The sequence below is a fragment of the Pyxidicoccus caerfyrddinensis genome (genome assembly GCF_010894405.1).
GTDB lineage: Bacteria > Myxococcota > Myxococcia > Myxococcales > Myxococcaceae > Myxococcus > Myxococcus caerfyrddinensis.
In genome coordinates this window covers 24,247-46,966 of the sequence record NZ_JAAIYA010000026.1, presented here as the reverse complement: position 1 = coordinate 46,966, position 22,720 = coordinate 24,247, and the positions used below count along the sequence as shown (strand labels likewise).

Sequence of the window (22,720 nt, the reverse complement as noted above, 5' to 3'; positions counted from 1 at the left end):
TTCCGGGGCTGACAAGGCAGCCCCCGGAAGCCCTTACGGCCCGCACTCTCGCTCGGATGGGTGGCTCATGCATGACGCAGCGCGCCCAACCCGGCGGGTTTGAGGAAAATGACGCCGGAAGGGTAAGGTTCGCCGCCGTCCTCCCCACACATTTTCCGAGCGCGTCTTGTCCGAAGTCATCCTGAGCGGGATCAAGAAGTCGTTTGGCCAGAACCTCATCGTGAAGGGCGTGGACCTTCAGGTGAGGGAAGGCGAATTCCTCGTCATGGTGGGGCCCTCCGGCTGCGGAAAGACCACCCTGCTGCGCCTCATCGCGGGGCTGGAGCAGGTGGACTCGGGAGAGGTGAAGATTGGCGGCGCGCGGGTGAACGACGTCCCCCCGCGTGATCGCGACGTGGCGATGGTGTTCCAGTCGTACGCGCTCTACCCGCACATGACGGTGCGGGAGAACCTGGCCTTCGGCCTGACGCTGCGGAAGTTCCCGGAGGCGGAGATCACCTCGCGGGTGCAGGAAGTGGCGGGGATGCTGGAGCTGAGCCACCTGCTGGACCGCAAGCCCAAGGCGCTGTCCGGTGGCCAACGCCAGCGCGTGGCCATGGGCCGCGCCATCGTCCGGCGCCCCAAGGTGTTCCTCTTCGACGAGCCCCTGTCCAACCTGGACACCGCCCTGCGCGTGCAGATGCGCGGCGAGCTGGCGCGGCTGCACCGGCGGCTGAGCGCCACGATGATCTACGTCACCCACGACCAGGTGGAGGCGATGACGCTGGCCACCCGCGTGGCCGTCTTCAACGGGGGCATCCTCCAGCAGGTGGGGCCGCCGCTGGAGCTCTACAACCGCCCGGCGAACCGCTTCGTGGCGGGGTTCCTCGGCTCCCCGGCCATGAACTTCCTGGAGGCGAAGCGCGAGGGCTCGGGCTTCACCGGCAAGGGCTTCACCCTGCCCTGCCCCGTGGACGTGCCGGCGGACGCCGGGAAGGTGCTGGTGGGCCTGCGTCCTCAAGACTTGCGCGTCGCGGCACAGGGGCCGCTGGCGGGCACGGTGGACGCGGTGGAGCGGCTGGGCTTCGACGGGTACGCCTTCCTCAGCACCGAGGCGGGCCCGGTGGCGGCGCGCTTCGAGAAGGGGACGAACGTCACCGTCGGAGACAAGGTCTCCCTCGCGCCCGTCGCGGACTCGCTGCACGTCTTCACCGAGGACGGGGCGCGCGCGCTGCGGCACCCGGTGGACCGCGACTCGCTGGAGGTGGCGTCGTGAAGAGGTTGCTGGCGCTCGTGCTCCTCGCCACGGCGTGGAGCGCGCAGGCGGCCGGCGACGCGGCCGCGCCGCTGAAGCTGTGGCACGCGTACCGTGGCGGCGAGGAGACGGCGATCATCCAGGTGACGCAGCTGTTCACCGCGAAGACGGGCGTCCCGGTGGAGCTGCTCGCCGTGCCGTACAACGCGTACGCCGACAAGCTGACCAACGGGATTCCGCACGGCGCGGGCCCGGACGTCTTCATCTTCAACCACGAGCGGCTGCGCAACTTTCACGCCCAGCACCTGCTGGCCCCCGCCAGCAAGCTCGCGCGCGGCGACTACTTCCCCAACGCGCTGGAGGCGCTGGAGGTGGATGGCCAGGTGTACGGCTATCCCATGTCGCTGAAGTCCCTGGCGCTCTACGTCAACACGAAGCTGGTGCCCACCCCGCCGACCACCACGGCGGAGCTCCTGGCGATGCTGCCGGCCCTGTCGGATGAGAAGGCGGGCCGCTTCGGCTTCGCCTACGAGAACGGCGACTTCTACTTCCACGCGCCCTTCCTCTTCGGCTTCGGCGGCGAGCTGTTCGACGCGTCCGGCAAGGCGACCTTCAACACGGAGGGCATGGCGCGCTCGCTGGCCTTCGTGAAGAAGCTGCAGGACGACCGCTTCATCCCGCAGGAGATCACCGGCGCACTGGTGAAGAGCCTCTTCAACGACGGCCGCGTGGCCATGATCATCAGCGGCCCCTGGTTCGCCGGCGAGGTGGCGCCCTCCGTGGACTACCGCGTGGTGGCACTGCCCACGGTGAGCGAGACGGGCATCCCCCTGAAGCCCTTCCTGGGCGTGGAGGCGGCGTACGTCTCCTCCCAGTCGAAGCAGGCCGAGCAGGCGCAGGCGCTGGCGCGCTTCCTCTCCCTGGGTGAGGCGTCGCTCGTGCGCACCACGGTGGGCCGGCAGATTCCGGCGGACGTGGCCGCGTACCAGCTGCAGGCGGTGAAGGACGACGTGCTCATCTCCTCCTTCCGCGAGGCGGCGAAGAACGCCACGCCCATGCCCAACACCCTGGAGATGCTCCGGGTGTGGGAGCCCATGAAGCTCGCGCTGCGCGCGGTGCTCCAGGGCGGCACCGAGCCCCAGGACGCGGGCGCGCTCGCCGACCGTCGCTACCGCGCGCTGCACCGCGAGCGTCCCCCCGACGCGAGCCCCCTGCCCTGGCTGGGGCTGGTGGGCGTCATGGCCGTGGGCGGCACGGTGTGGGTGATGCGCCGGCCCGCGCCGACGCTGCCCTTCAAGCGGCGCTACCCGGATGTGGCATTGGCGGCGACGTACCTCGCGCCCGCGTCGGCCGGCATCCTGGTGCTGGTGTTCATCCCCTTCGTGGTGGGCCTGAGCCTGTCGCTCTTCCACTACGAGCCGGGCCAGTACTCCTTCGTCGGCCTGGCCAACTTCATCGACATCCTGGCCAGCCGCGGCTACAGCATCAGCGAGCCGCTGTCCTTCTACTTCACGCTGGCGGTGACGCTGCTGTGGGCGCTGGTCAACGTGGTGCTCCACGTGAGCATCGGCCTGTTCCTGGCGCTGCTGCTCAAGGACCCGCTCCTGAAGCTCAAGGGCGTGTACCGGGTGCTGCTCATCATCCCGTGGGCGGTGCCCAACTACATCACCGCGCTGATGTGGAAGGGCATGTTCCACCAGCAGTTCGGCGCCATCAACGGCCTGCTGGTGGCGCTGGGGATGGAGCCGGTGAGCTGGTTCACGAAGTTCTCCACCGCCTTCGCGGCCAACGTGGCCACCAACACCTGGCTGGGCTTCCCCTTCATGATGGTGGTGGCGCTGGGCGCGCTCCAGTCCATCCCCCAGGAGCTGTACGAGGCGGCGGAGGTGGACGGCGCGAGCAAGTGGACGCAGTTCCGGCACATCACCCTGCCGCTGCTCAGGCCCGCCATGCTGCCCGCCGTCATCCTGGGCAGCGTGTGGACGTTCAACATGTTCAACATCATCTACCTGGTCTCCGGTGGTGAGCCGGGCGGTGGCACGGACATCTTGGTGTCCGAGGCCTTCCGCTGGGCCTTCCAGCGAAACCAGCAGTACGGCTTCGCCGCGGCGTACTCGGTCCTCATCTTCGTGGTGCTGCTGGCCTGGTCCAGCTTCACCAAGCGCCTGATGCGTGCGTCGTCGGAGGTGATGGGATGAACCGCCCGTCGAAGCTGAAGATGGCCGCCATCCACGCCGGGCTGATGCTGACGTGCATGGCCACGCTCTACCCGGTGCTGTGGGTGGTGAAGATGGCGCTGTCGCCCTCCGACAGCCTCACGCTCACCGTCAACCCCTTCCCGGAGTCCATCACCCTGGAGCACTTCCGCGAGGTGCTGCTGGGCACGGACGCCTCCGGGCGCTGGCTGTTCGGCCGGCAGCTCCTGTCGAGCCTCGTCGTGTCCGGCGCCACCACGCTGGTGGGCCTGGCGCTGGCGGTGTCCGCGGCGTACGCGCTGTCCCGGTTCCGCTTCCCCGGCAAGGAAGGCGGGATGCAGACGCTGCTGATTACGCAGATGTTCCCGGCGACGCTGATGCTGGTGCCCATCTACAGCATCCTCGAGAAGCTCCACCTGCTGGACAGCCTCACGGGGCTCGTCCTCGTGTACGCCACCACCGCCCTGCCCTTCTGCATCTGGAACCTGAAGGGCTACTTCGACACGCTGCCGCGCGAACTGGAGGAGGCGGCGGTGATGGACGGGGCCTCCCCCGCCCAGGTGTTCATCAAGGTGGTGCTGCCGCTGGCCCGCCCCGCGCTGGCCGTGACGGCGCTGTTTTCCTTCATGACGGCGTGGAACGAGTTCATCCTCGCCGCCACGCTGCTCAATGACCCGACCCGCTTCACCCTGCCGGTCGCCCTCCAGCGGTACGTGGGCGAATACAAGGTGGAGTGGGGCAAGTTCGCCGCCGGTGCACTCGTGATTTCCGCGCCGGTCATGGCTTTGTTCTTCGCTCTCCAGAAGCACCTCGTCGGCGGTCTCACCGCTGGCGGCGTCAAGGGGTGATGGCCGATGTCGTCGCGTTGTCTCAGGACCCTGCTGCTCGTATTGCCGTTGCTCACCGTGGCGTGTGGTGATGACTCCGATGGAGGCACCCCGCCCGAGCTGACGCCGCCCACCGTGCGCGAACTCCAGCCCACGGGCGGCCCCATCGCCGGCAACACCCTCCTCAACGTCTATGGCTCCGGCTTCCAGGACGGCGCGAAGGTGTTCCTGGGCGACCAGGAGCTGCAGCGCACCGTGGTGGTCAACGCCTTCCGCATCTACGGCTACACGCCCACGGCCACGTCGGCGCAGGTCGACGTGCGGGTGGTGAACCCGGATGGCGCGTACGGCGTGCTGGTGAAGGGCTTCACCTACGAGGGCCCGCCGGCGCCCAACATCGACCAGGCCGAGGTGCTCAACGGCAACACCGACGCGGTGAGCGGCGGACAGCCGGTGGGCATCACCGTGAGGGGCGCCATCACCGTGGCCGGCCTCACGCGCGGCGTGGGCCAGGCCGGCGGCGTGCGCGCGCAGGTGGGCTTCGCTGCGGGCGACTCGGAGCTGCTCAAGATGGACAGCTACACCTGGGAGGCGGCCACCTACGAGACGGACTCGGACAGCGGCGAGGCGGACGTCTACAAGGGCAACGTGCTCCTGCAGCCGGCGATTGGCGGCGAGAATCGCGAGTGGGTCGTCAGCATCCGCTTCTCCATCGACGGCGGGAAGACGTGGGTGATGGCGGACGGCGACGGCATCGCCAACGGCGTCTCCGCGGAGATGATGCGTCGGGTGTTCATCGCCCGGCCGCGGGTGGACTACTGCAAGCTGGGCCCGGACGGGAACGGCGCCAACCCGGAGCTGTTCTACAAGCCGACGGACTCGACGCTCATCAAGGTCGCGGGCCAGGTGTACGCGGCGGGCATCACCCAGGGCGCCGGCGCGGGCTCGGGCCTGGTGGCGCAACTGGGCATCGGCCCCGCGGACTCGGACCCGCGCGACGCCACCGGGTGGACGTGGATCAACGCCACGTACAAGGCGGAGCACGGCAACAACGACGAGTGGGAAGCAGACCTGCCCAATCCGGGCACCGAGGGCAAGTACCGCGTCGCCTTCCGCTTCAGCATCAGCGAGAACGCCTGGCGCGTGTGCGACGCGGACGGCGTCAATGACAGCACCGAGGGCAACCTGACCTTCAACCTGGGCAAGCTGGGCACCCTCACCGTGGGCAACGAGGCGCCGAAGCCGCAGGTGGGCTGGTGCAAGATTGGCGAGGACCAGAAGGCGCCGGAGACCATCAACTACCTGACCACGCAGACGTCCGGGCAGAAGACGGTCTACGCCCAGGTCTTCATGACGGGCGTCACGGACAAGGTGGGCGCGGGCCCGGGCCTCACCGGCCAGCTCGGCTGGGGTCCCGCGAATGAGGACCCGCGCACGTCGGCGCTGTGGAACTGGTCCACGAACCTGGCCTGGAACAAGGACAACTTCACCGTCAACGACGAGTGGAAGGGCACGCTCCCCAACCCCGGTGTGAATGGCGAGTACCGCTACGCGGTGCGCTTCGCCGCCAACGGCGGCCCGGTGCGGGTGTGTGACGGCAACGGCGTCGACGACGGTGGCCAGGACTTCGAGCTGAACCAATTGGGCACGCTCAACGTCACCGGTGAAATCGTCGTGCCCAAGGTCATCGGCTACTGCAAGCTGGGGCCGGATGGGAACAACACGCCTGAGACGGTGACGTACGCCACCACCGCGACGGCCAGCCGCAAGGTGCTGGGCCAGGTGTACGTGCAGAGCGTGACGACGAGCCCGGGCAAGGGCGACAACGTCGTGGCCCAGCTCGGCTGGGGCCCCTCGGGAGAGAACCCGGCCACCTCGGCGAGCTGGAACTGGTCGACAGCGGCCGCGTACAAGGGCGACATCGGCGGTAACAACGACGAGTACGAGGCCACCCTGCCCAACCCGGGCGTGGAGGGCACCTCCAGCTTCGCGTACCGCTTCCAGGTCAATGGCGGCGCGTTCCTGTACTGCGACGCGGACGGCAACAGCGGTGGGGCCGCGGGCTTCGACACGACGAAGCTGGGCACGCTCAACGTCACCGGTGAGGTCGTGGTGCCCAAGGTCGTCGGCTACTGCAAGCTGGGTCCGGACGGGAACGGCACGCCTGAGACGGTGACGTACGCCACCACCGCGACGGGCGACCGGAAGGTGCTGGGCCAGGTCTGGGTGGACGGTGTGACGACCGGGACGGGCGCGGGCACCGGAGTCGTCGCGCAGCTCGGCTGGGGGCCTGCGGGTGAGGACCCGCGCACCTCGGCGAACTGGAACTGGGCGACGTCGGCCGCGTACAAGGCCGACCTCGGTAACAACGACGAATACGAAGCCGCCCTGCCCAACCCGGGTTCGGCGGGCAGCTATGGCTTCGCGTACCGCTTCCAGGTGAACAGCGGCGCGTTCCTCTACTGCGATGCGGACGGCGGCAGCAGCGCCACGGACTTCGACACGACGAAGCTCGGGACGCTCACCGTGAGCGCGCCGCAGGTCCCCACCACCATCGGCTACTGCAAGCTGGGGCCGGATGGGAACACCACGCCGGAGACGGTGGCGTACGTCACCACCGCGACAGCCGACCGGAAGGTGGTGGGCCAGGTGTGGGTGCAGGGCGTGACCACCGGTACGGGCAAGGGCGGCAACATCGTGGCGCAGCTCGGCTGGGGCCCCGCGGGAGAGAACCCGACGACCTCGGCGAACTGGAGCTGGGCGACGTCTGGCGCGTACAAGGGCGACATCGGTGACAACGATGAGTACGAGGCCACGCTGCCCAACCCGGGCGTGGTGGGCAGCTTCGGCTTCGCCTACCGCTTCCAGGTCAATGGCGGCGCGTTCCTCTACTGCGACGCGGACGGCAACAGCGGCGGTGCCTCGGGCTTCGACACGGCGAAGATGGGCACGCTCACCGTGAGCGCGCCGCAGGCCCCCACCACCGTCGGCTACTGCAAGCTGGGGCCGGATGGGAACACCACGCCGGAGTCGGTGACGTACGTCACCACCGCGACTGCCGACCGGAAGGTGGTCGGGCAGCTGTGGGTGGACGGCGTGACGGCCGGGGCGGGCGCGGGCGCCGGAGTCGTGGGGCAGCTCGGCTGGGGCCCAGCGGGCCAGGACCCCACCACCTCGGCGAGCTGGAGCTGGTCGACCGCCCAGTTCAAGAACGACATCGGCAACAACGACGAGTACGACGCCACGCTGCCCAACCCGGGCGTGGTGGGCAACTACCGCTTCGCCTACCGCTTCCAGGTGAACGGCGGCGCGTTCCTCTACTGCGACGCGGACGGCGGCAGCAGCGCCACGGACTTCGATGCGGCGAAGACGGGCACGCTGGTGGTCGAGGCCCCTCCCGCCCCCCTCGCGGTCTGCCGTCTGCAGAGCGTGAGCGGCACCACGGTGGGCAGCGGTGACGCCGTCACGGCCACCGGCCGCGTGCGCATCACCGGTGTCACCGATGGCTCGGGCGCCCCGGCCGGCAACCTCCAGGTGCAGGTGGGCGTGGGCGCCAGCGACGTGGATGCCTCCGCCAATCCGGCGGCCTTCACCTGGAAGGTCGCGCCGTACTCGGGCGAGGCGTCAGGCGAGGCGAACACGGACGAGTTCAGCACGACCGTCCACCCGGCCTACGAGGGCACCCGCGCGGTGAGCCTGCGCTACACCACGGACGGCACCGCGTGGACGTACTGCGACAAGGACGGCAACGACGTGGGCGGCTACACGATGGGGCAGCAGCATGCCCTCACCGTGGGCAAGCACATGGACATTGACTACTGCAACCTGCAGTGGCCGTTCTCCATCAAGACGAGTGACATCGATGGAGCCCGGACCGTCTACGGTCAGGTGTACGAGGATGGTGTCACCAACCAGGGTGGCGCGGGTGCGGGCATCGTCGCGGAGCTCGGCTACGGCAGCGCGAGCAGCGACCCGGGTGTCTCCGGATGGACCTGGGTCGCAGCGCCGTTCCTCAGCGATGAGGGCAGCAACGACCAGTTCTCCGTGAATCTGCCGGACCTGCCCGTCGGCACGTCCTACATCTACCGGTACTCGCTCAATGGCGGGCCGTACTGCTACGGCGACCGCAACGACCGCGGTGGCGGCGGCAAGTTCGGCGACGGCTTCTCCGGCGGCAACATGGGCACCGTCGTCGCGCCCTGAGCGCAGCGCGGACTCGTGGCCGCTCGGGGTTCCTGGCCCCGGGCGGCCCGGCCCGCGACTTGACGCGGGCGCCACCAGGCCCGACTCGCGGCCTGGCCTCCGAGCGCTCGTGCGGGAAACGGCTCCATCGCGAGCCCCTCCTGCGTCCCTCCATGATCGGCCCGCGTCCTGGCGGGACGCGGAGGCCGGCGAAGGCTCACAGGTGGCGCCCCGCCCTCCCTCTCAAGAGGGCGGCACGCGGCGCTGGCACGCGGCCCGCAGTACCCCTGCGCACGCACCCGGTCTTCTCCCCCGAGAAGCCGGAGCCGCGGGGGAGAGCCCATGTCGCTGCGCACGTCAGGCTGGTTGTTGGGAGTGCCGTTGCTCGTGCTCGGCTCAGCCGCGGGCGGCGCGTACCTCTACCACCGCTATCGCGACGCGGACTACGAGAAGCGCGAGGCCGAGTACCAGCGCCAGCTCTCGGGCCACCTCACCGAGCACGAGAAGGAGATTGAAGCCTTCAACGCGCAGCTCGGGATGATGCGCTCCCAGCTGGTGACGCCGGCGGACCTGGAGAAGAAGTACAACGCGCTGCTCACCGCGAGGGACGCGGACTTCGAGAAGTTCCGCCGCGACCACGCCCTCGTCGTGAAGAGTCTGTCCGACTCCATCCTCGAGCTGAAGCAGCGCGCGCCGGATGGAACGGAGGAGGCGCACGAGGAGCCCTCGCCTCCGTCCGGGCCCGGTGACACCACGCCCTCCGCGAAGCCGGTCATCTCCTACGCGTTCGCGGACAAGGACGGCCGCATCCACCTCAACGACCCCGACATCTGGGTCCAGGGCGATGAGGACCTGGAGATGAAGCAGCTCTTCCGCGTGAAGGGCACCGTCGTGCAGCAAAAGGACGGCTCGCTGATGGCCGAGCGCATCCAGCTCATGGAGGTCTCCGCCGACGGCCAGGGAGCAGAGCAGTACCGCGAGCTGGCCGAGGCCCACCTGGTGGATGCGAACTTCACCTACGCCAATCCTCCCCAGGAGGGACCGCCTGGCGACGGGTGGATGAAGTGGGGCCCGGGGTGGATGGCCACCATGGCGACCTCGTTCCGCTCGGAGCACCTGCTGCGCTTCGGCGCTTCGGCCAGCGTGGTGCGGCTGGGAGATGTCGGCCTCGCGGGCGGGCTCTCCTCCGACTTCGACTCCCTGGAGGGTAGCGGCGGGGACGCCTTCGTCACCTACAGCCCGACCGTGCGCGGCAAGCAATTGGGCGTGGCCCTGGGTGGTGGCGTCCACCTTCCCCTGGGTGGAACGCAGCGCGTTCGTCCCAACCTCACCCTCAACTTCGTCGTGTACTGAGAGGAGAACAACCATGTCCCCGTGGAACCCCGTGATGAGGCCCCTGGGCCTGATGGGCACCCTGCTGCTCGTGGCCTGCACCTCACCGAGCGCCCCCGCGCGCGAGTCCCTGGAGGCGCAGGCGCCCTCCGTGGCACCGGCTCCGGAGGCGAAGGCTCCCGAAGCGGCGCCCCCGGCCGTCGTGGCGCAGGCCGCCCCTGCTCCCGCCGCAGCGCCCGCCGCCGAGCCCGCGAAGGCCCCGGTGGCCAGGGCCTGGGTGCAGGGCGTCGACGTCTCCCGCTACCAGCCGAAGGTGAAGTGGGACGCGCTCAAGGGCAAGGCCGCCTTCGTCTTCGTGAAGGCGACGGAGACCACGGGCGAGGTGGACCCGGACTTCAAGACGCACTGGAGCGGGGCCAAAAAGGCGGGGCTCCCGCGCGGCGCCTACCACTTCTTCCACCCGAAGGAGGACGTGGCCAAACAGGTGGCCAACTTCACACGGCACCTGAAGCCGGACCCGGGTGAACTGCCTCCCGTCGTGGACGTGGAGGAGTTCAAGAAGGAGTACGACGGCTTCACCTGCGAGCAGCTCGCGGGGAAGCTCCAGCAGTTCTCCCAGGGCGTGGAGAAGGCGCTCGGCCGCAAGCCGATGATCTACACGAACCACGTGACGTGGAGCACCAGCTTCTGCGACCACCCCTACTTCATCGACCACCCGCTCTGGCTCGCCGCGTACACGAAACAGACCGAGCCCCGGATCCCCAAGGGGTGGAAGCAGTGGCACTTCTGGCAGTACACGGAGAAGGGCCGCGTGGAGGGCATCGACGGGGAGGTCGACCAGAGCTACTTCAACGGCACCTCGGAGGAGCTGAAGACGCTCTTCGCGGCGCAGGCGAAGTAGGCCGGCTCCGGCCTCGGAGGCTGCAGGCCCGCTTCGCCTTCTGAGGAAGAATCCAGCCGGTCGCCGTTGAAAGAGAGGCTTTCTCTCTTTCAGGGGCTGGTTCATGCACACAACGACGAATCCTCATCTCAGCGCCGCCATGCGCACCGACCCGAGAGGCCGGCTGCGTGTGGCGGCCCTGCTGTTTCTGGGCGCCGGCGCCATCCTCTCCCCGGGTGCCGCGCTGGCGGGCATCGTCTGTCCGCCGCAGGCCCGCTACCAGTCGACCCTGCTCATGCCGACCACCGGAGGCGGCACCAACGTGGCAGGGGACCGGTTCGGCGGCGCCGTCGCGTGGGGGGACTTCAACCACGACGGGTATGCGGACCTCGTGGTGGGCGCCCCCGACGACGAGGTGGGCACGGCGCGCTCCGGGGCGGTGTTCGTGTTCCCAGGCTCGTCCACGGGCCTGGGGACGGGCACCGTGCTGACACAGTCCACGGGCGGAGGGAGCAACGAGGCGGGAGACCGGTTCGGCTTCTCGCTGGCCACCGGCGACTTCAACGGCGACGGCTATGGCGACCTGGCGGTGGGCGCGCCCCTGGAGGACCGGGGCGACACCAACGACGGTGTCGTCTACGTCTTCCTCGGCTCGGCGACCGGGCTGCACGGGGGCACCTTCAAGGACCAGGAGGCCCTCGGCGGCGTGATGCAGGCGAACGACCAGCTCGGCTACGCGCTGGCCGCGGGGGACTTCAACCACGACGGCTATGACGACCTGGCCGCGTCCGCTCCCAACGAGGACGGCTCGGGCGTGGTCTTCCTCCTCCGGGGCTCCACCTCCGGGCTCCAGGCGGGGCCCATCAAGAGCCAGTCGCAGGGCGGTGGGTCCAACACGGACGGGGACCGCTTCGGCCACGCGCTGGCCGCGGGGGACTTCAACGGCGACGGGTACGACGACCTCTTCATCGGAACGCCGTATGAAGACCTGGGAGACGCCACCGACAGCGGCGCGGTGTTCCTCTTCAAGGGCAGCGGCACCGGCCTCACCACGGGGAGCTGGTTCTCGCAGACGCAGGCCGGCGGAAGTGATGAGCCGGGGGACCACTTCGGCGCCGCGCTGACGCTGGGCGACTTCAACAAGGACCACAAGGCCGACCTCGTCGTGGGCGCGCCCGACGAGGCCCCCGGCGGCTTTCCTCGCGGCGGCAGCATCTTCGTGTTCCCCGGCACGGCGGGCAGCCTCACGGGCTACTGGCGCTCGCAGGAGAACAGCGGCGGCGACCCGGTCGAGCTGTCGGATGGCTTCGGCCGGGCGCTGGCGGCCGGAGACGTGGACGCGGATGGCTACGACGACCTCGTGGTGGGTGCCCCCAACGAGTCGCCCACGGGCGGCGTCAACTCCGGGGCCGTCTTCCTCTACGCGGGGACGCCGGCCAATCTACAGACGGGCCGCCGCCTGACCCAGCAGGACCTGGGGTCGTCCAACGAGCCCGGGGACGGGTTCGGCACCGCGCTCGCCATCGGTGACTCGAATGCCGACGGCAGGAGTGACGTGGCGGTGGGCGTGCCCGGCGAGGCGCCCTACTCCGACCCCGCGTCGGGCATGGTGGGCGTGTACCGGGGCCTCGTGCCGGGGCTGGCGCTGGGGCCGGTGCTGGCGTCGGTGACGGACACCTCGGTGAAGGTCTGGGCCCGGGGCCATGCCGAGCGCACCTTCCGGGTGCAGTACAAGCCGGCGTCGAGCAACGTCTGGCTCACCAGCGCCGAGGCCCTCTTCGACGTGAACAAGGACCTCACCGCCGTCGTGACGCTCACGGGGCTCGCGGCGAACACGGCCTATGACTACCGGCCGGTGGTGGACTGCGAAGTGGACTCGCAATCCCAGGCCACCGTGGGGACGCTGAGGACGCCGGGCACGGCGGGCACCTTCCGCTTCGCCTTCGGCGCGGACGTGTCCGCCGGGTGGATCTACGAGCCGGACCCGGCGAAGAGCGCCCAGGTCGAGATCTTCGACAAGCTCGCGGACAAGAACCCCGACCTCACACTGTTCATCGGCGACCTGGTGTACGCGGACTCGGGTGCCGTCGTCGCCTCCACGTACGAGCAGTACCTGGCGAAGTACCGGCAGAACTGGGCCCAGTCCTCGCTCCGCTCGCTGATGCGAAAGAGTCCCATGTTCATGATCTGGGACGACCACGAAATCCAGAATGACTGGGACAACGGCAAGACGGGCAAGTACGTCCCGGCGCGCGCCGCGTATGAGGCCTACGTCGCCAACCAGGCGCCGACGCCGCGGACGGCCGGCGAGCTGTACTACTCGTTCCGGGTGGGACAGGCGGACTTCTACGTCCTCGATACGCGCAGCTTCCGGACGCAGAACACGTCCACCAATGACGTGGGCGAGACGATGCTCGGGGCGACGCAGAAGGCAGACCTGAAGGCGTGGCTCTCCGCCTCCACGGCGAAGTTCAAGTTCCTGGTGTCCTCGGTGCCGTGGAACGACTTCGGCACGACGGGCAGTGACGCGTGGGGGGGCTTCAAGGCCGAGCGCGCGGAGCTCTTCAACTACATCAAGAACAACAACATCCGTGGGGTGGTGCTGCTGTCGGGTGACCAGCACTGGTCGGGCGCGTTCAAGCTGAATGACATCGCGCCGTACAACCTCTACGAGTTCATGCCCACCCCGGTGGCCACGACCCGCCGCGTGGCGCCCACGACGTCGGACCCGCAGGTGCTCTTCCTGTACGACACGACGCCCGTGTACGGAGTGTTCGACGTGAACACCACCGTGAGCCCGGCCACGCTGACGGTGCGGTACTACGACTCCAACAACGTGGTGCGCTACGGCCCGGTGACCCTCACGGAGAACAGCATCTCTCCCTGAGAGGATGGAGGACAGGCGCACCGAGCCCCTGGCTACTGCTTCTTTCGGCTCCCCTCCGGGCCATGGATTGCAATTCTATACGAGTGCCCGAGGGGGACCCCGCGCGTCGAGGGTGGAGGCTGACCACATGTCGCGGGAACCGCGAGACGGCAGGGAGAGGCTCGAGGGGCTGCTGTCATGGGCTCCGCTGGGCATCGCGGTCCTGGACTCGGAGCTGCGCTTCGTGGAGCTCAATGACCGGCTGGTGGCCATGCAGCTGGTGGCCACCACCGGCCAGCTTCGAGAGGCCTACCTCGGCAGGCGCGCACACGAAGTGCTCCGGCCCTCGCCCGCCGCCGAGCAGTTCATCCGCTGCGCGCGCCAGGTGCTCGACACGGGCCAGTCCGTGGAGCACGAGGTGCTGGCCTTCGAATCTCCGGCGCGGCCGGAGGCACGGAATATCTACTGCATCAGCTTCCACCCGGTGCGCCGCGACGGCGCCACCACCGAGCTGTACGCCTTCGTGGAGGACGTCACCGAGCGGCGCCAGCTCCAGGAGCAGCAGCGGGAGCTGCTGGCGAGCGAGCGCGCCGCCCGGGCTCGCGCGGAGGCGGCCGCCCAGGCGCTCGGCGAGAGCGAGGCACGCTACCGGGCCATCCTGGCCGCGCTCGACGAGGGCATCGTCGTGCAGGGCCGGCAGGGGGACATCATCACCGCCAACGCGAGCGCCGAGCGCATCCTCGGGCTGACGTTGGACCAGCTGACGGGCCGCACCTCCATGGACCCGCGGTGGCGGGCCATCCACGAGGACGGCTCGCCCTTCGCTGGGGACGAGCATCCGGCCATGGTGGCACTGCGCACCGGCGAGCCGGTGAGGAGTGTCCCCATGGGGGTGCATCGGCCCGACGGCACGCTCATCTGGCTTTCCATCAACGCCCAGCCGCTGCGCCACCCTGGAGAACAGGAGCCCGCCATGGCGGTCGCCTCCTTCTTCGACGTCTCCGAGTTCAAGAGGGTGCTGCAGAGCATCTACCTGAGCGAGCAGCGCTTCCGCTCGCTGGTGGAGGCCACCACGCAGATGGTGTGGACGACGGACGCCGACGGCGGGGTCGGGCCGGAATCCCGGAGCTGGGTGGCCTACACCGGGCAGGACCCGAAGAAGGCCACGTCCCCCCTGGGCTGGCTCGAGGCCGTGCACCCCGATGACAGACTGCAAACCCTGGAGCAGTGGCGGCGGGCGGTGGCGCGCAGGGAGCCCCTGCGGATGGAGAGCCGCGTACGCCGCCACGACGGCGAGTACCGCCAGTTCCTGGTGCGGGCCGTGCCGGTGTTCGCCCCGGATGGCTCCCTTCGGGAGTGGATTGGCGCGCACACGGACATCAGCGAGGCAAGGCGGGCGGAGAGCGAGCGCGTGCGCCTGCTGCGGGAAGCCGAGGAGGCCGTGCGGGTGCGGGACGAGTTCCTCACCGTGGCCGCGCACGAGCTGCGCACGCCGCTGACGAGCCTGCGACTGCAACTGCAGCTCCTGCTGCGGCAGCTCGCCCTCGGCAGCCCCGAGCTGGCCGCGCAGCTCGCCTCCCGCTCCGCGGCCCTGGAGCGGCAGGTCGGCCGGCTCGCCGGGCTCATCTACACGCTGCTGGACGTGTCCCGGCTGACGGCGGGGCGGCTGACCCTGGAGCCGAGAGAGGTCGACCTGGGCCTCCTGGTGGAGCAGATCTCACAGGCCTTCCGCGACGAGTTCCAGCGGCTGGGCATCACCATCACCGTGCGGGACGCCGGGCAGCCGCTGGTGGGGTTGTGGGACCCGCTGCGGGTGGAACAGGTGGTGGGGAACCTGCTGAGCAACGCCGTGCGCTACGGCGCGGGCAAGCCGGTGGAGGTGAGACTCGGGCGAGAGGGGGACATGGCCATGGTGACGGTGAAGGACCAGGGCATCGGCATCTCCCAGGACGACCTGTCGCGCATCTTCGGCAAGTTCGAGCGCGCCGTGTCGGAGCGGCACTACGGCGGGCTCGGGCTGGGGCTCTACATCACCCGGCAGATCGTCGACGCGATGAACGGCTCCATCCAGGTGGAGTCCAGCCCCGGCCAGGGCGCCACCTTCACGGTGCGCCTGCCCCTCTCGCGAGCAACGGGCTAGCCCGGATCGATCACGGGTAGAGGGAACACCGCGTAGCGACCGACCGATAAGTGGAGAGTTCTCAAGGCTTTCCATCTACCACGCGCAGGCCATCGAGCACTTCTTTGTCGACGCCTTCCTGGACGCCCACCCACGGCTCTTGCGCGAGGTGGTGCTGGACCTGGACGCGACCGACGACCCCATCCACGGCACCCAGGAGGGGCGCTTCTTCCACGGCTACTACGGCAACTACTGCTACATGCCGCTCTACATCTTCGCGGGCGACTTCCTGCTGGCCGCCAAGCTGCGCACCTCTGGCATCGACGCGGCCGCGGGGGCGATGGAGGAGGTGCAGCGAATCGTGGCCCGCATTCGCGAACGCTGGCCCGACGCCAAGCTGGTGCTGCGCGCCGACTCGGGCTTCGCCAGAGATGACCTCATGGCGTGGTGCGAGGACACCGGCGTCGACTTCGTCTTCCGCCTGGCCCGCAACAAGCGGTTGGAGCAGATGATTGCGGCGGACCTGAAGCTGGTGCGCGCGGTGTCGCAGGAGGAACGCGACGGCGCGCCGACGCGCGCCTACTGCGAGCTGCGCTACCAGACACGCGACTCCTGGACGCGGGAGCGCCGCGTGGTGGCCAAGGCGGAGTGGCTGGGTGACAAGCACAACCCGCGCTTCGTCGTCACGTCCTTCTGCGAGCAGACGTACCCGGCGCAGTCCCTTTACGAGGAGCTCTACTGCGCCAGAGGCGACATGGAGAACCGCATCAAGGAGCAGCAGCTGGGCCTCTTCGCCGACCGGACCAGCGCCCATACGCTTCGCGCCAACCAGCTGCGTCTGTGGTTTGCCTCCGTGGCCTACGTGCTCCTCAACCTCCTGCGCCACTTCGGCCTGCGGGGCACCGAGATGGAGAGAGCTCAGGCTGGCAGCCTCCGGCTGCGCCTGCTGAAGGTCGCCGCCCTCGTGCGCGTCAGTGTCCGCCGCCCTCGTGCGCGTCAGTGTCCGCCGCGTCGTGCTGTCGCTGAGCGCCGCGGCTCCGGTGCGAAACCTCTTCGCTCGCATCGCCGAACAGCTGTGCACGGAGAGCCCCTGCTGGCTACGCTACGACACCAGCCCTCTGTCCGTGCCCGGTGTGGCGGGCGCTGTTTGAGTACATTGAGGCGTGGTACAACCGCCGCCGCAGGCACTCCGCACTGGGCTATGTCAGCCCCGAGCAGTACGAGCGGGACGCCTCGACCCGGCGTGCAGCAGCTTGACGAACCTGTCCAACGAAAACGGGGCAAGCCCAATCTCATACTTCCCCAGGAATGAGGACGACCTGGTCTTCCTCAGCGTCCCCGCGGCCGGGATGCTGGGCGCCATCATCGGCTTAGAGCTGTCCGGCTCCTCGTCCTCCACGGGCCCGCGCGCCGAGCCCCGGAGGCGCCCCGAGCCGGGGTTGCTGCTGGCGCCCGTGGTGGCGCCGGCACCGCGAGGTGGCTTCATGGGCGGGCTGTCCGGCAGCTTCTGAGCGGAGGCCGCCCGTCCGCACGATGTCCAACCCCGGTCCAGGTTCTCGCATGCTCCGTCCCAGCCATCGCGAAGGTTCCAACGTGGTCCCCGGCGCGGCCGCGGCCCCGCCGTCCCAGCCGCTGGAAACCGGGTTCTTCGCCCGTCTTCGTGCATGGCTGTTTGGCTATGACGTCTTCATCTCCTACAAGCGCAAGGACGGGCTTAGCTATGCACTGGCGCTGGAGCACCACCTGCGCTCCCAGGACCTGGCCTGCTTTCGCGACGTCACGGAGATATCCCCCAGCGGCGACTTTCCGGAGCAGATTGAACGCGCGCTGCGCCGCAGCCAGTTGCTGATTGTCGTGGGCACGCCGCTCGCCGCGGACCCTGCCGAGGGCAAGTGGGTGAGGCGTGAAATCGAGACGTACCTGAAGCACCGGACGCGCGTCATCGTCATCAACGTCGACGGCACGGTGACGCCGGAGACCTGGCCCGGCCTGGCCGGCAAGACCTGGCTGGTGGAGAGCGCACAGCAGCTGGACCCGCCCGCCCCCGCGGATGAAGTGCTGCGCCGCATCGAGTCCGAGAAGGACTTCACCGGGCGCAACACGCTCGCGCGCTGGAGCGTAGCGGGCCTGTCCGCGCTGCTCGTCCTGCTGGTCGCCGTGGCCGCCGGGTTCCAGGCCCGTGCGGCGGAGAGCGCCCGGGTGGCCGAGGCGCAGGCCCTGGCCGCGACGGCCGATGGCGTACGCCGCGGCCGGCCAGCGGCTCCGGACCTGGCGGTGCGGCTGGGGCTGGAGGCGCTGCGCAAGCACCAGGGCCTGCTGATGGAGGAGCCGCTGCGCGCGGCCCTGACGGTGTTGACGCCCCTGCTCGCGGACATCCAGACGGACTGCACGCCCCACGTCGCCGCGCTGGATGGCACGGGCCGCTTCCTCGCCATCGGGAAGTCGGAACGGCTCTGCGTGGTCGACCTGCGGCAGCGCAAGGTGGTGCTGACCCATCCGCTGGAGGTCCTGGAGGACATCATGGAGCTGGCGTTTGACCGCGATGGAGCCCTGGTCGCCGCCACCCGGCAGTTTCCTGCGGCCGGCACCCGCATCCGCGTGCTGGAGGGCACGCGCTGGAGCGAGCGTCCCCCCATCCACCTGCAGGTGGAGGTCACGCGGATGGCGCTTTCCGCGGACGGAAGGTGGATGGCGGTTGGCACCGGCGAAGGCCACGTCGCGGTCATGGCGCGGCATCCCGATGGAGGGGTGGCCTTCGAGGGCTTCATCAACCCCGGGGCCACCCCGCACAAGGCAATCTCGGCGCTCGGCTTTGATGAGCGTGGCGAGAGCCTGCTGGTGGGCAGCGGCAGCGCGCTCGAGGTCTGGCGGAACCGGGCGGGCACGCAGCCCCAGTGCATCTGGGGGGAGCCGCTCTCCGAGGACGACGTCCCGCCCGGGGCGGCGCCGCCCGCGGTGTTCGACTCGCGGCGCGAGCTCTTCATCAGCGCCTACCGGGGCATGATTGGCATCCGCCGTCTCTCCGACGGTGCGCTGCTGCAGCAGCTCCCGCTGGCGCGCGTGGATGCGCTGGCCGTCACGTCCAGGGGCTGGCTCCTCGCCCACACCGCCGATGGGCTGTACAAGGCTTGGCACCAGCCGAAACAGCTGTTCGTCCAGGCGGACGGCCTGGGCTTTCACGAGGCCTATCTGACCGGCACGCTCCCGGCGGGAGACCGGCTGCCGGTGAGCGCCGATGGGCACCGGCTGCTGGCCGTACACCGCATGTCCGGGGGGACGGAGCACTGGGCCTCGTTGCTGGACATCGGCAGCGGCGAGGAGGTGGCCCGCTTCTATCATCCCCAATACATCTGGCATTTCTTCTCGCTCGGTCCCGGCTCGTCGGGAGTCACCGCGGCGAGTGATGGCCGCGTGCGAATCTGGGGCGATCTGCTCTCGCGCCAGGGCAGGACGTCACACCTCCTCGCGGAGGTGGCCACCGCCGTCGCCGACCGCGAGGCCGCCCGCGCCGTGGTCGCGACCCGGACGCGTTTCCTGCCGCAGGGCACCGACATCGAGCTGTGGGACCTGCGGTCCGCGGCGCGGCTGACGGCCCTGCACGTCGCGGGAGCCGTGCAGGCGCTGCGCCTGCGAGAAGGCACGGACGGCGGCATCGACATCGCGACTCGCGACGCGCTCTGGGGCTCTACCGGCTGGCCCGGGGGTGAGCCGCAGAAGCGGCTGGACTTCCCCGCGGCGTCTGGCGGGTGCTCGCGGCAGGCCGCGCTCGCGCGAGGCTCGGATGCGCTGGCCGTCTCCGTGGGCCGGGGGAGGCTGTTCGCCGGCTCGGGACAGGCCCTGACGCCACTGGACGTGAAGGATCTGCCCGCGAGTTGTGCCGAAAGCCTGGTGCTGGCGCCGGACGGCAGGACGCTCGCGGCATCCTTCATGTCGCCCGGAGGGCCGGAGGTCGTCGTGGTGGATGTGTCGGCGGCGAAGGTGCTGATGCGGACGCGGACCGCCTACCTGGTGCGCTCGATGGCGTTCTCGGCCAATGGCCACACGCTGGCGCTGGCCTCGGCCGTCAAACCCCCTTCGCGCTTACTCAACCCCCTGCCCGCAATCGAGGTCTGGTCGGTGCCCGAGCGGAAGCTGCGAGCCTCGCGCACCATGAGCGGCACGGGAGGCCTGTCCGCCGTGTGCCTCGACGATGCCGGCACGCTCGTGGGCCTGCCGGAGGGCGCCGTCGCAGAGGTGTGGGAGCTCGATGCCCCGGGGGGCGAGCTGCGGCCACGTGCGACGCAGTCGCTGATGGGACTGCTGGACTTCTGCCAGTTCAGCGCGGACGGCCGGCGGGCCGTGGTTGGCGACAGCTTCGGTCTGCGTGTGCTGCTGCTGAACGCGGAAGACCTCGAGGCCGAAGCGGCCAGCAGGCTCGCGGTGCCTGAGCCGGAATAAGGCCCGCGGTAGAGGCTGCGCGCCACGGATTCCTATTCCTGGGCGACAGCGGGGAAGGCACCGTCACCGCCTTCACCTGCGAGTCGCCGTAGCGCACCCGCCGCAAGGCCCCCACGCTCCGGCCATGGGGCCCGGTAGCAGGGCTCAGCGGGGGATGAGCGAGATGTCATCCAGGAACACCACGGGCTGGTCCGCGCCCGAGTCGTCCTGGAAGTACAGGTCCTGCAGGGTGCCCGAGCTGATGCCCAGGCTGCTGAGGGGAATGCTCACCTTCTGCCAGCTGCCCGCGGCGATGGGGCCGCCCAACGCCGTGTCCAGCCGGATGCTGCCCAGCGCCTGCGAGCCGTCATGGAGGACCAGCCGCACCGCCTGGCCACCGGCGGAGCCGCCGTGCACCCACAGCTCCATGGACTGGTAGAGGGACAGGTCCAGGCCCGAGTGGTGGAACATGAGAACGGCTGCGCTGGACGGAGGTGGACGTCCGGCCCCCTCCCAACAAGCAGCCGCGGTGCGCCTTGCTCGGAATGCAGAAGATCGACATCGCTGGCCTTGAGCGCGCCTACACGGGGAGCTGAGTCTCGGCCCGCCTGCTGGACGCACCTCGGCAAGCCCTGAGCGTCCGCAACCAGGGGGGGCTGAAGGTTCATCCCTCATCCCCCTCTGGCAAGTGCCCTCAACACAGCCATGCGAGGCGCAGGGGGCGGCCCCGTGGTGCCGGCAAGGTGCCCCGGGCCTCCCTGAAGGCCGGAGGCTTTCCTGCTATGAGTGGCGGCACTCTGGGGCGGGGACCGGTCATGCACGCAGGGCATCCACGGCAGGCGTCTGACGGCACAAAAACCGAGACCCTCTCGACTGGCGCGGAGGTGGGGCGGGCCGAGGGAGACGCGCAGCGGCTCGCCGTCGTCGTCCACCACGAGAGCGGCGTCGAGCTGGGGCTGCTGACGCCCGAGGTTCCCTTGACCCTGGGGCGCGCGGAACCCTCCGTGCTGCGCATCAACGATCGCCGCCTCTCGCGCGTCCATGCGCGCTTCCTGCTCTCCGACAACCGCATCACCGTCGAGGACCTCGGCTCGAAGAATGGCTCGTGGATCGCCGGCCGGCGCATCGAGAAAGCCTTCCTCGAGATCGGTGACGAGCTGCGGCTCGGAGGGGTGTGCGTGCGGCTCCACGCGCTCGGCCGCGCGGGGCAGTCGCTCCGGTTCGAGGGAGATGAGCCCTTCCGGCGCGCGGTGGAGGAAGAAGCCACCCGAGCCCGGCAGTTCCACCGCCCCTTCGCGCTGCTCGTGGTGCGCGCCGCCCGGGCCCGGAGGGACGGCGCTCCTCCCTCCATCGAAGAGCATGTCCACCGCTGGGCGGAGCGCGTGCACGGCCAGCTGCGGCCCGTGGACCGGATGGCTCCCTATGGCGCTGACGCCGTGCAGCTCCTGCTCCCGGAGGCCGGGCCCGAGGAGGCGGTGCGCATCGCGCGCGCCATCGCCACCGCGCCTCCTGGCTCCGGGACGCCGCTCGTCGTGGGCGTCTCCCTGTACCCCGGTGCCGCGGACACGGTGGAGGCGCTCGTCGAGCTGGCGCGCGCGGCTGCCAACCGCGCCGCTCCCGAACACCCCGTGGAGGTGACCTCGACGGCGCCCTGGTTCGACAGCAGCACCGGGGCCGAGGGTTCCCTCATCGCCGGCGCCGCCATGCGCGCGCTGCTGGCGACCGCACGTCAGGTCTCGGCCTCGCGCGTGCCGGTCATCCTTCAGGGAGAGACAGGCACGGGTAAGGAGGTGCTGGCCCGCTTTCTTCACGACGAGGGGCCTCGGCGCGCTCAGCGGATGGTGCGGGTCAACTGCGGCGCCATCCCCAAGGAACTCGTCGAAAGCACGCTCTTCGGTCACGAGCGCGGGGCCTTCACCGGCGCGGGTCAGCTGAAGCAGGGCGTCTTCGAGGAGGCCCACGGCGGCACCGTGTTCCTCGATGAAATCGGTGAGATGCCGCTCGCGGCGCAGGTGGCGCTCCTGCGCGTGCTGGAGACCGGCGCCTTCAGCCGGGTGGGTGCCAGCAAGGAGCTCACCGTCGACGTGCGCGTCATCGCCGCGACGCACCGGAACCTCGAGGGCATGGTGGCGGCCGGGAGCTTCCGGGAGGACCTCTACTATCGGCTCAACGCCATCCTCCTGGCCATTCCGCCGCTGCGGGAGCGCCTGGACGAGCTCGAGCCGCTCGTGCACCGCTTCTTGCGGCTCGCCAACGAGGGCAACGGCCGCAACGTGCAGGGGCTCGAGCCCGCGACGCTGGAACTGCTGCGGGCCTACTCCTGGCCGGGCAACGTGCGCGAGTTGAAGAACGCCATCGAGCGCGCCGTGGTGGTCGCACGTGGAGCACTGCTCGCTCCCGGCGATCTGCCTGTGCGGGTGCAGGCAGCGGAGACTGCGAAGCGCCCTGCTTCCGCGCCGGCTCCCACCGGGTCGGCCGCGCCCGGGCTCGAGTGGGAAGAAGCAACCCCGGCCCGCAAGCAGATGCGGAGTTATGAAGCGCACCTCCTCGAGGAGGCGCTCTTGGCGACGGGCTGGAACCGCAGCGAGGCCGCGAAGCGTCTGGGAATTCCGGTGCGGACCCTGTCCTACCGGATGAAGGTCCTGGGGCTCAAGAAGCCCTAGTCCTGC

The 22,720-nt window shown here is 69.8% G+C and carries 11 protein-coding genes and 2 pseudogenes; 12 read left to right on the top strand and 1 reads right to left on the bottom strand.

What is annotated here, in order from left to right:
- The first annotated feature begins 166 nt into the window (after positions 1-166).
- The 11 genes and pseudogenes from G4D86_RS41810 to G4D86_RS41760 all read left to right on the top strand — a co-directional run bounded on the left by G4D86_RS41810 (position 167) and on the right by G4D86_RS41760 (position 20,072).
- A complete protein-coding gene (locus G4D86_RS41810) occupies positions 167-1,255 on the top strand; it encodes an ABC transporter ATP-binding protein (protein WP_164000075.1) in 1,089 nt (362 codons plus the stop codon).
- On the top strand, positions 1,252-3,432 hold the full coding sequence (locus tag G4D86_RS41805; protein WP_164000073.1) for an extracellular solute-binding protein: 2,181 nt from the start codon (positions 1,252-1,254) through the stop codon (positions 3,430-3,432). The genes G4D86_RS41810 and G4D86_RS41805 overlap by 4 nt, the downstream gene beginning before the upstream one ends.
- Positions 3,429-4,277, top strand: coding sequence for a sugar ABC transporter permease (locus G4D86_RS41800; protein ID WP_164000072.1), 849 nt, complete (start codon positions 3,429-3,431; stop codon positions 4,275-4,277). Before G4D86_RS41805 ends, G4D86_RS41800 begins: the two co-directional genes overlap by 4 nt.
- 6 nt (positions 4,278-4,283) lie before the next feature.
- A complete protein-coding gene (locus G4D86_RS41795; protein WP_164000069.1) occupies positions 4,284-8,459 on the top strand; it encodes an IPT/TIG domain-containing protein in 4,176 nt (1,391 codons plus the stop codon).
- A gap of 321 nt (positions 8,460-8,780) precedes the next feature.
- Complete coding sequence (locus G4D86_RS41790) at positions 8,781-9,791, top strand: hypothetical protein (protein WP_164000067.1); 1,011 nt, start codon at positions 8,781-8,783, stop codon at positions 9,789-9,791.
- 13 nt (positions 9,792-9,804) lie between these two features.
- Positions 9,805-10,671, top strand: a complete 867-nt coding sequence (locus G4D86_RS41785) for a glycoside hydrolase family 25 protein (RefSeq protein WP_164000065.1) — start codon at positions 9,805-9,807, stop codon at positions 10,669-10,671.
- Between the two features lie 103 nt (positions 10,672-10,774).
- Positions 10,775-13,537, top strand: a complete 2,763-nt coding sequence (locus G4D86_RS41780; protein WP_164000062.1) for an alkaline phosphatase D family protein — start codon at positions 10,775-10,777, stop codon at positions 13,535-13,537.
- Positions 13,538-13,664: 127 nt separating this feature from the next.
- A complete protein-coding gene (locus tag G4D86_RS41775) occupies positions 13,665-15,656 on the top strand; it encodes a PAS domain-containing sensor histidine kinase (protein WP_164000061.1) in 1,992 nt (663 codons plus the stop codon).
- Positions 15,657-15,681: 25 nt separating this feature from the next.
- Positions 15,682-16,641: pseudogene (locus tag G4D86_RS41770) on the top strand (IS1380 family transposase); the annotation flags it as partial.
- 134 nt (positions 16,642-16,775) lie between these two features.
- Positions 16,776-16,892 (top strand): annotated as a pseudogene (locus G4D86_RS41765) (IS3 family transposase); the annotation flags it as partial.
- A gap of 303 nt (positions 16,893-17,195) precedes the next feature.
- Entirely contained in the window at positions 17,196-20,072 is a 2,877-nt protein-coding gene (locus G4D86_RS41760; RefSeq protein WP_164000059.1) for a toll/interleukin-1 receptor domain-containing protein, read from the top strand.
- A 144-nt stretch (positions 20,073-20,216) separates the two neighbouring features.
- Here the strand turns inward: G4D86_RS41760 and G4D86_RS41755 are convergent, their stop codons facing one another.
- Entirely contained in the window at positions 20,217-20,522 is a 306-nt protein-coding gene (locus G4D86_RS41755) for a hypothetical protein (protein WP_240360786.1), read from the bottom strand.
- A 413-nt stretch (positions 20,523-20,935) separates the two neighbouring features.
- Between G4D86_RS41755 and G4D86_RS41750 the strand changes: the two genes are divergently transcribed.
- Positions 20,936-22,714 (top strand): sigma 54-interacting transcriptional regulator, encoded by a 1,779-nt coding sequence (locus tag G4D86_RS41750; protein ID WP_240360785.1) that lies wholly within the window; start codon positions 20,936-20,938, stop codon positions 22,712-22,714.
- Positions 22,715-22,720 lie beyond the last annotated feature (6 nt).

Bases quoted from the DNA above. Each gene is read 5' to 3' on its own strand.
- G4D86_RS41800 (WP_164000072.1), top strand. From the start codon at position 3,429: ATGAACCGCCCGTCGAAGCTGAAGATGGCCGCCATCCACGCCGGGCTG.
- G4D86_RS41795 (WP_164000069.1), top strand. From the start codon at position 4,284: ATGTCGTCGCGTTGTCTCAGGACCCTGCTGCTCGTATTGCCGTTGCTC.
- G4D86_RS41790 (WP_164000067.1), top strand. From the start codon at position 8,781: ATGTCGCTGCGCACGTCAGGCTGGTTGTTGGGAGTGCCGTTGCTCGTG.
- G4D86_RS41785 (WP_164000065.1), top strand. From the start codon at position 9,805: ATGTCCCCGTGGAACCCCGTGATGAGGCCCCTGGGCCTGATGGGCACC.
- G4D86_RS41780 (WP_164000062.1), top strand. From the start codon at position 10,775: ATGCACACAACGACGAATCCTCATCTCAGCGCCGCCATGCGCACCGAC.
- G4D86_RS41775 (WP_164000061.1), top strand. From the start codon at position 13,665: ATGTCGCGGGAACCGCGAGACGGCAGGGAGAGGCTCGAGGGGCTGCTG.
- G4D86_RS41760 (WP_164000059.1), top strand. From the start codon at position 17,196: ATGCTCCGTCCCAGCCATCGCGAAGGTTCCAACGTGGTCCCCGGCGCG.
- G4D86_RS41755 (WP_240360786.1), bottom strand. From the start codon at position 20,522: ATGTTCCACCACTCGGGCCTGGACCTGTCCCTCTACCAGTCCATGGAG.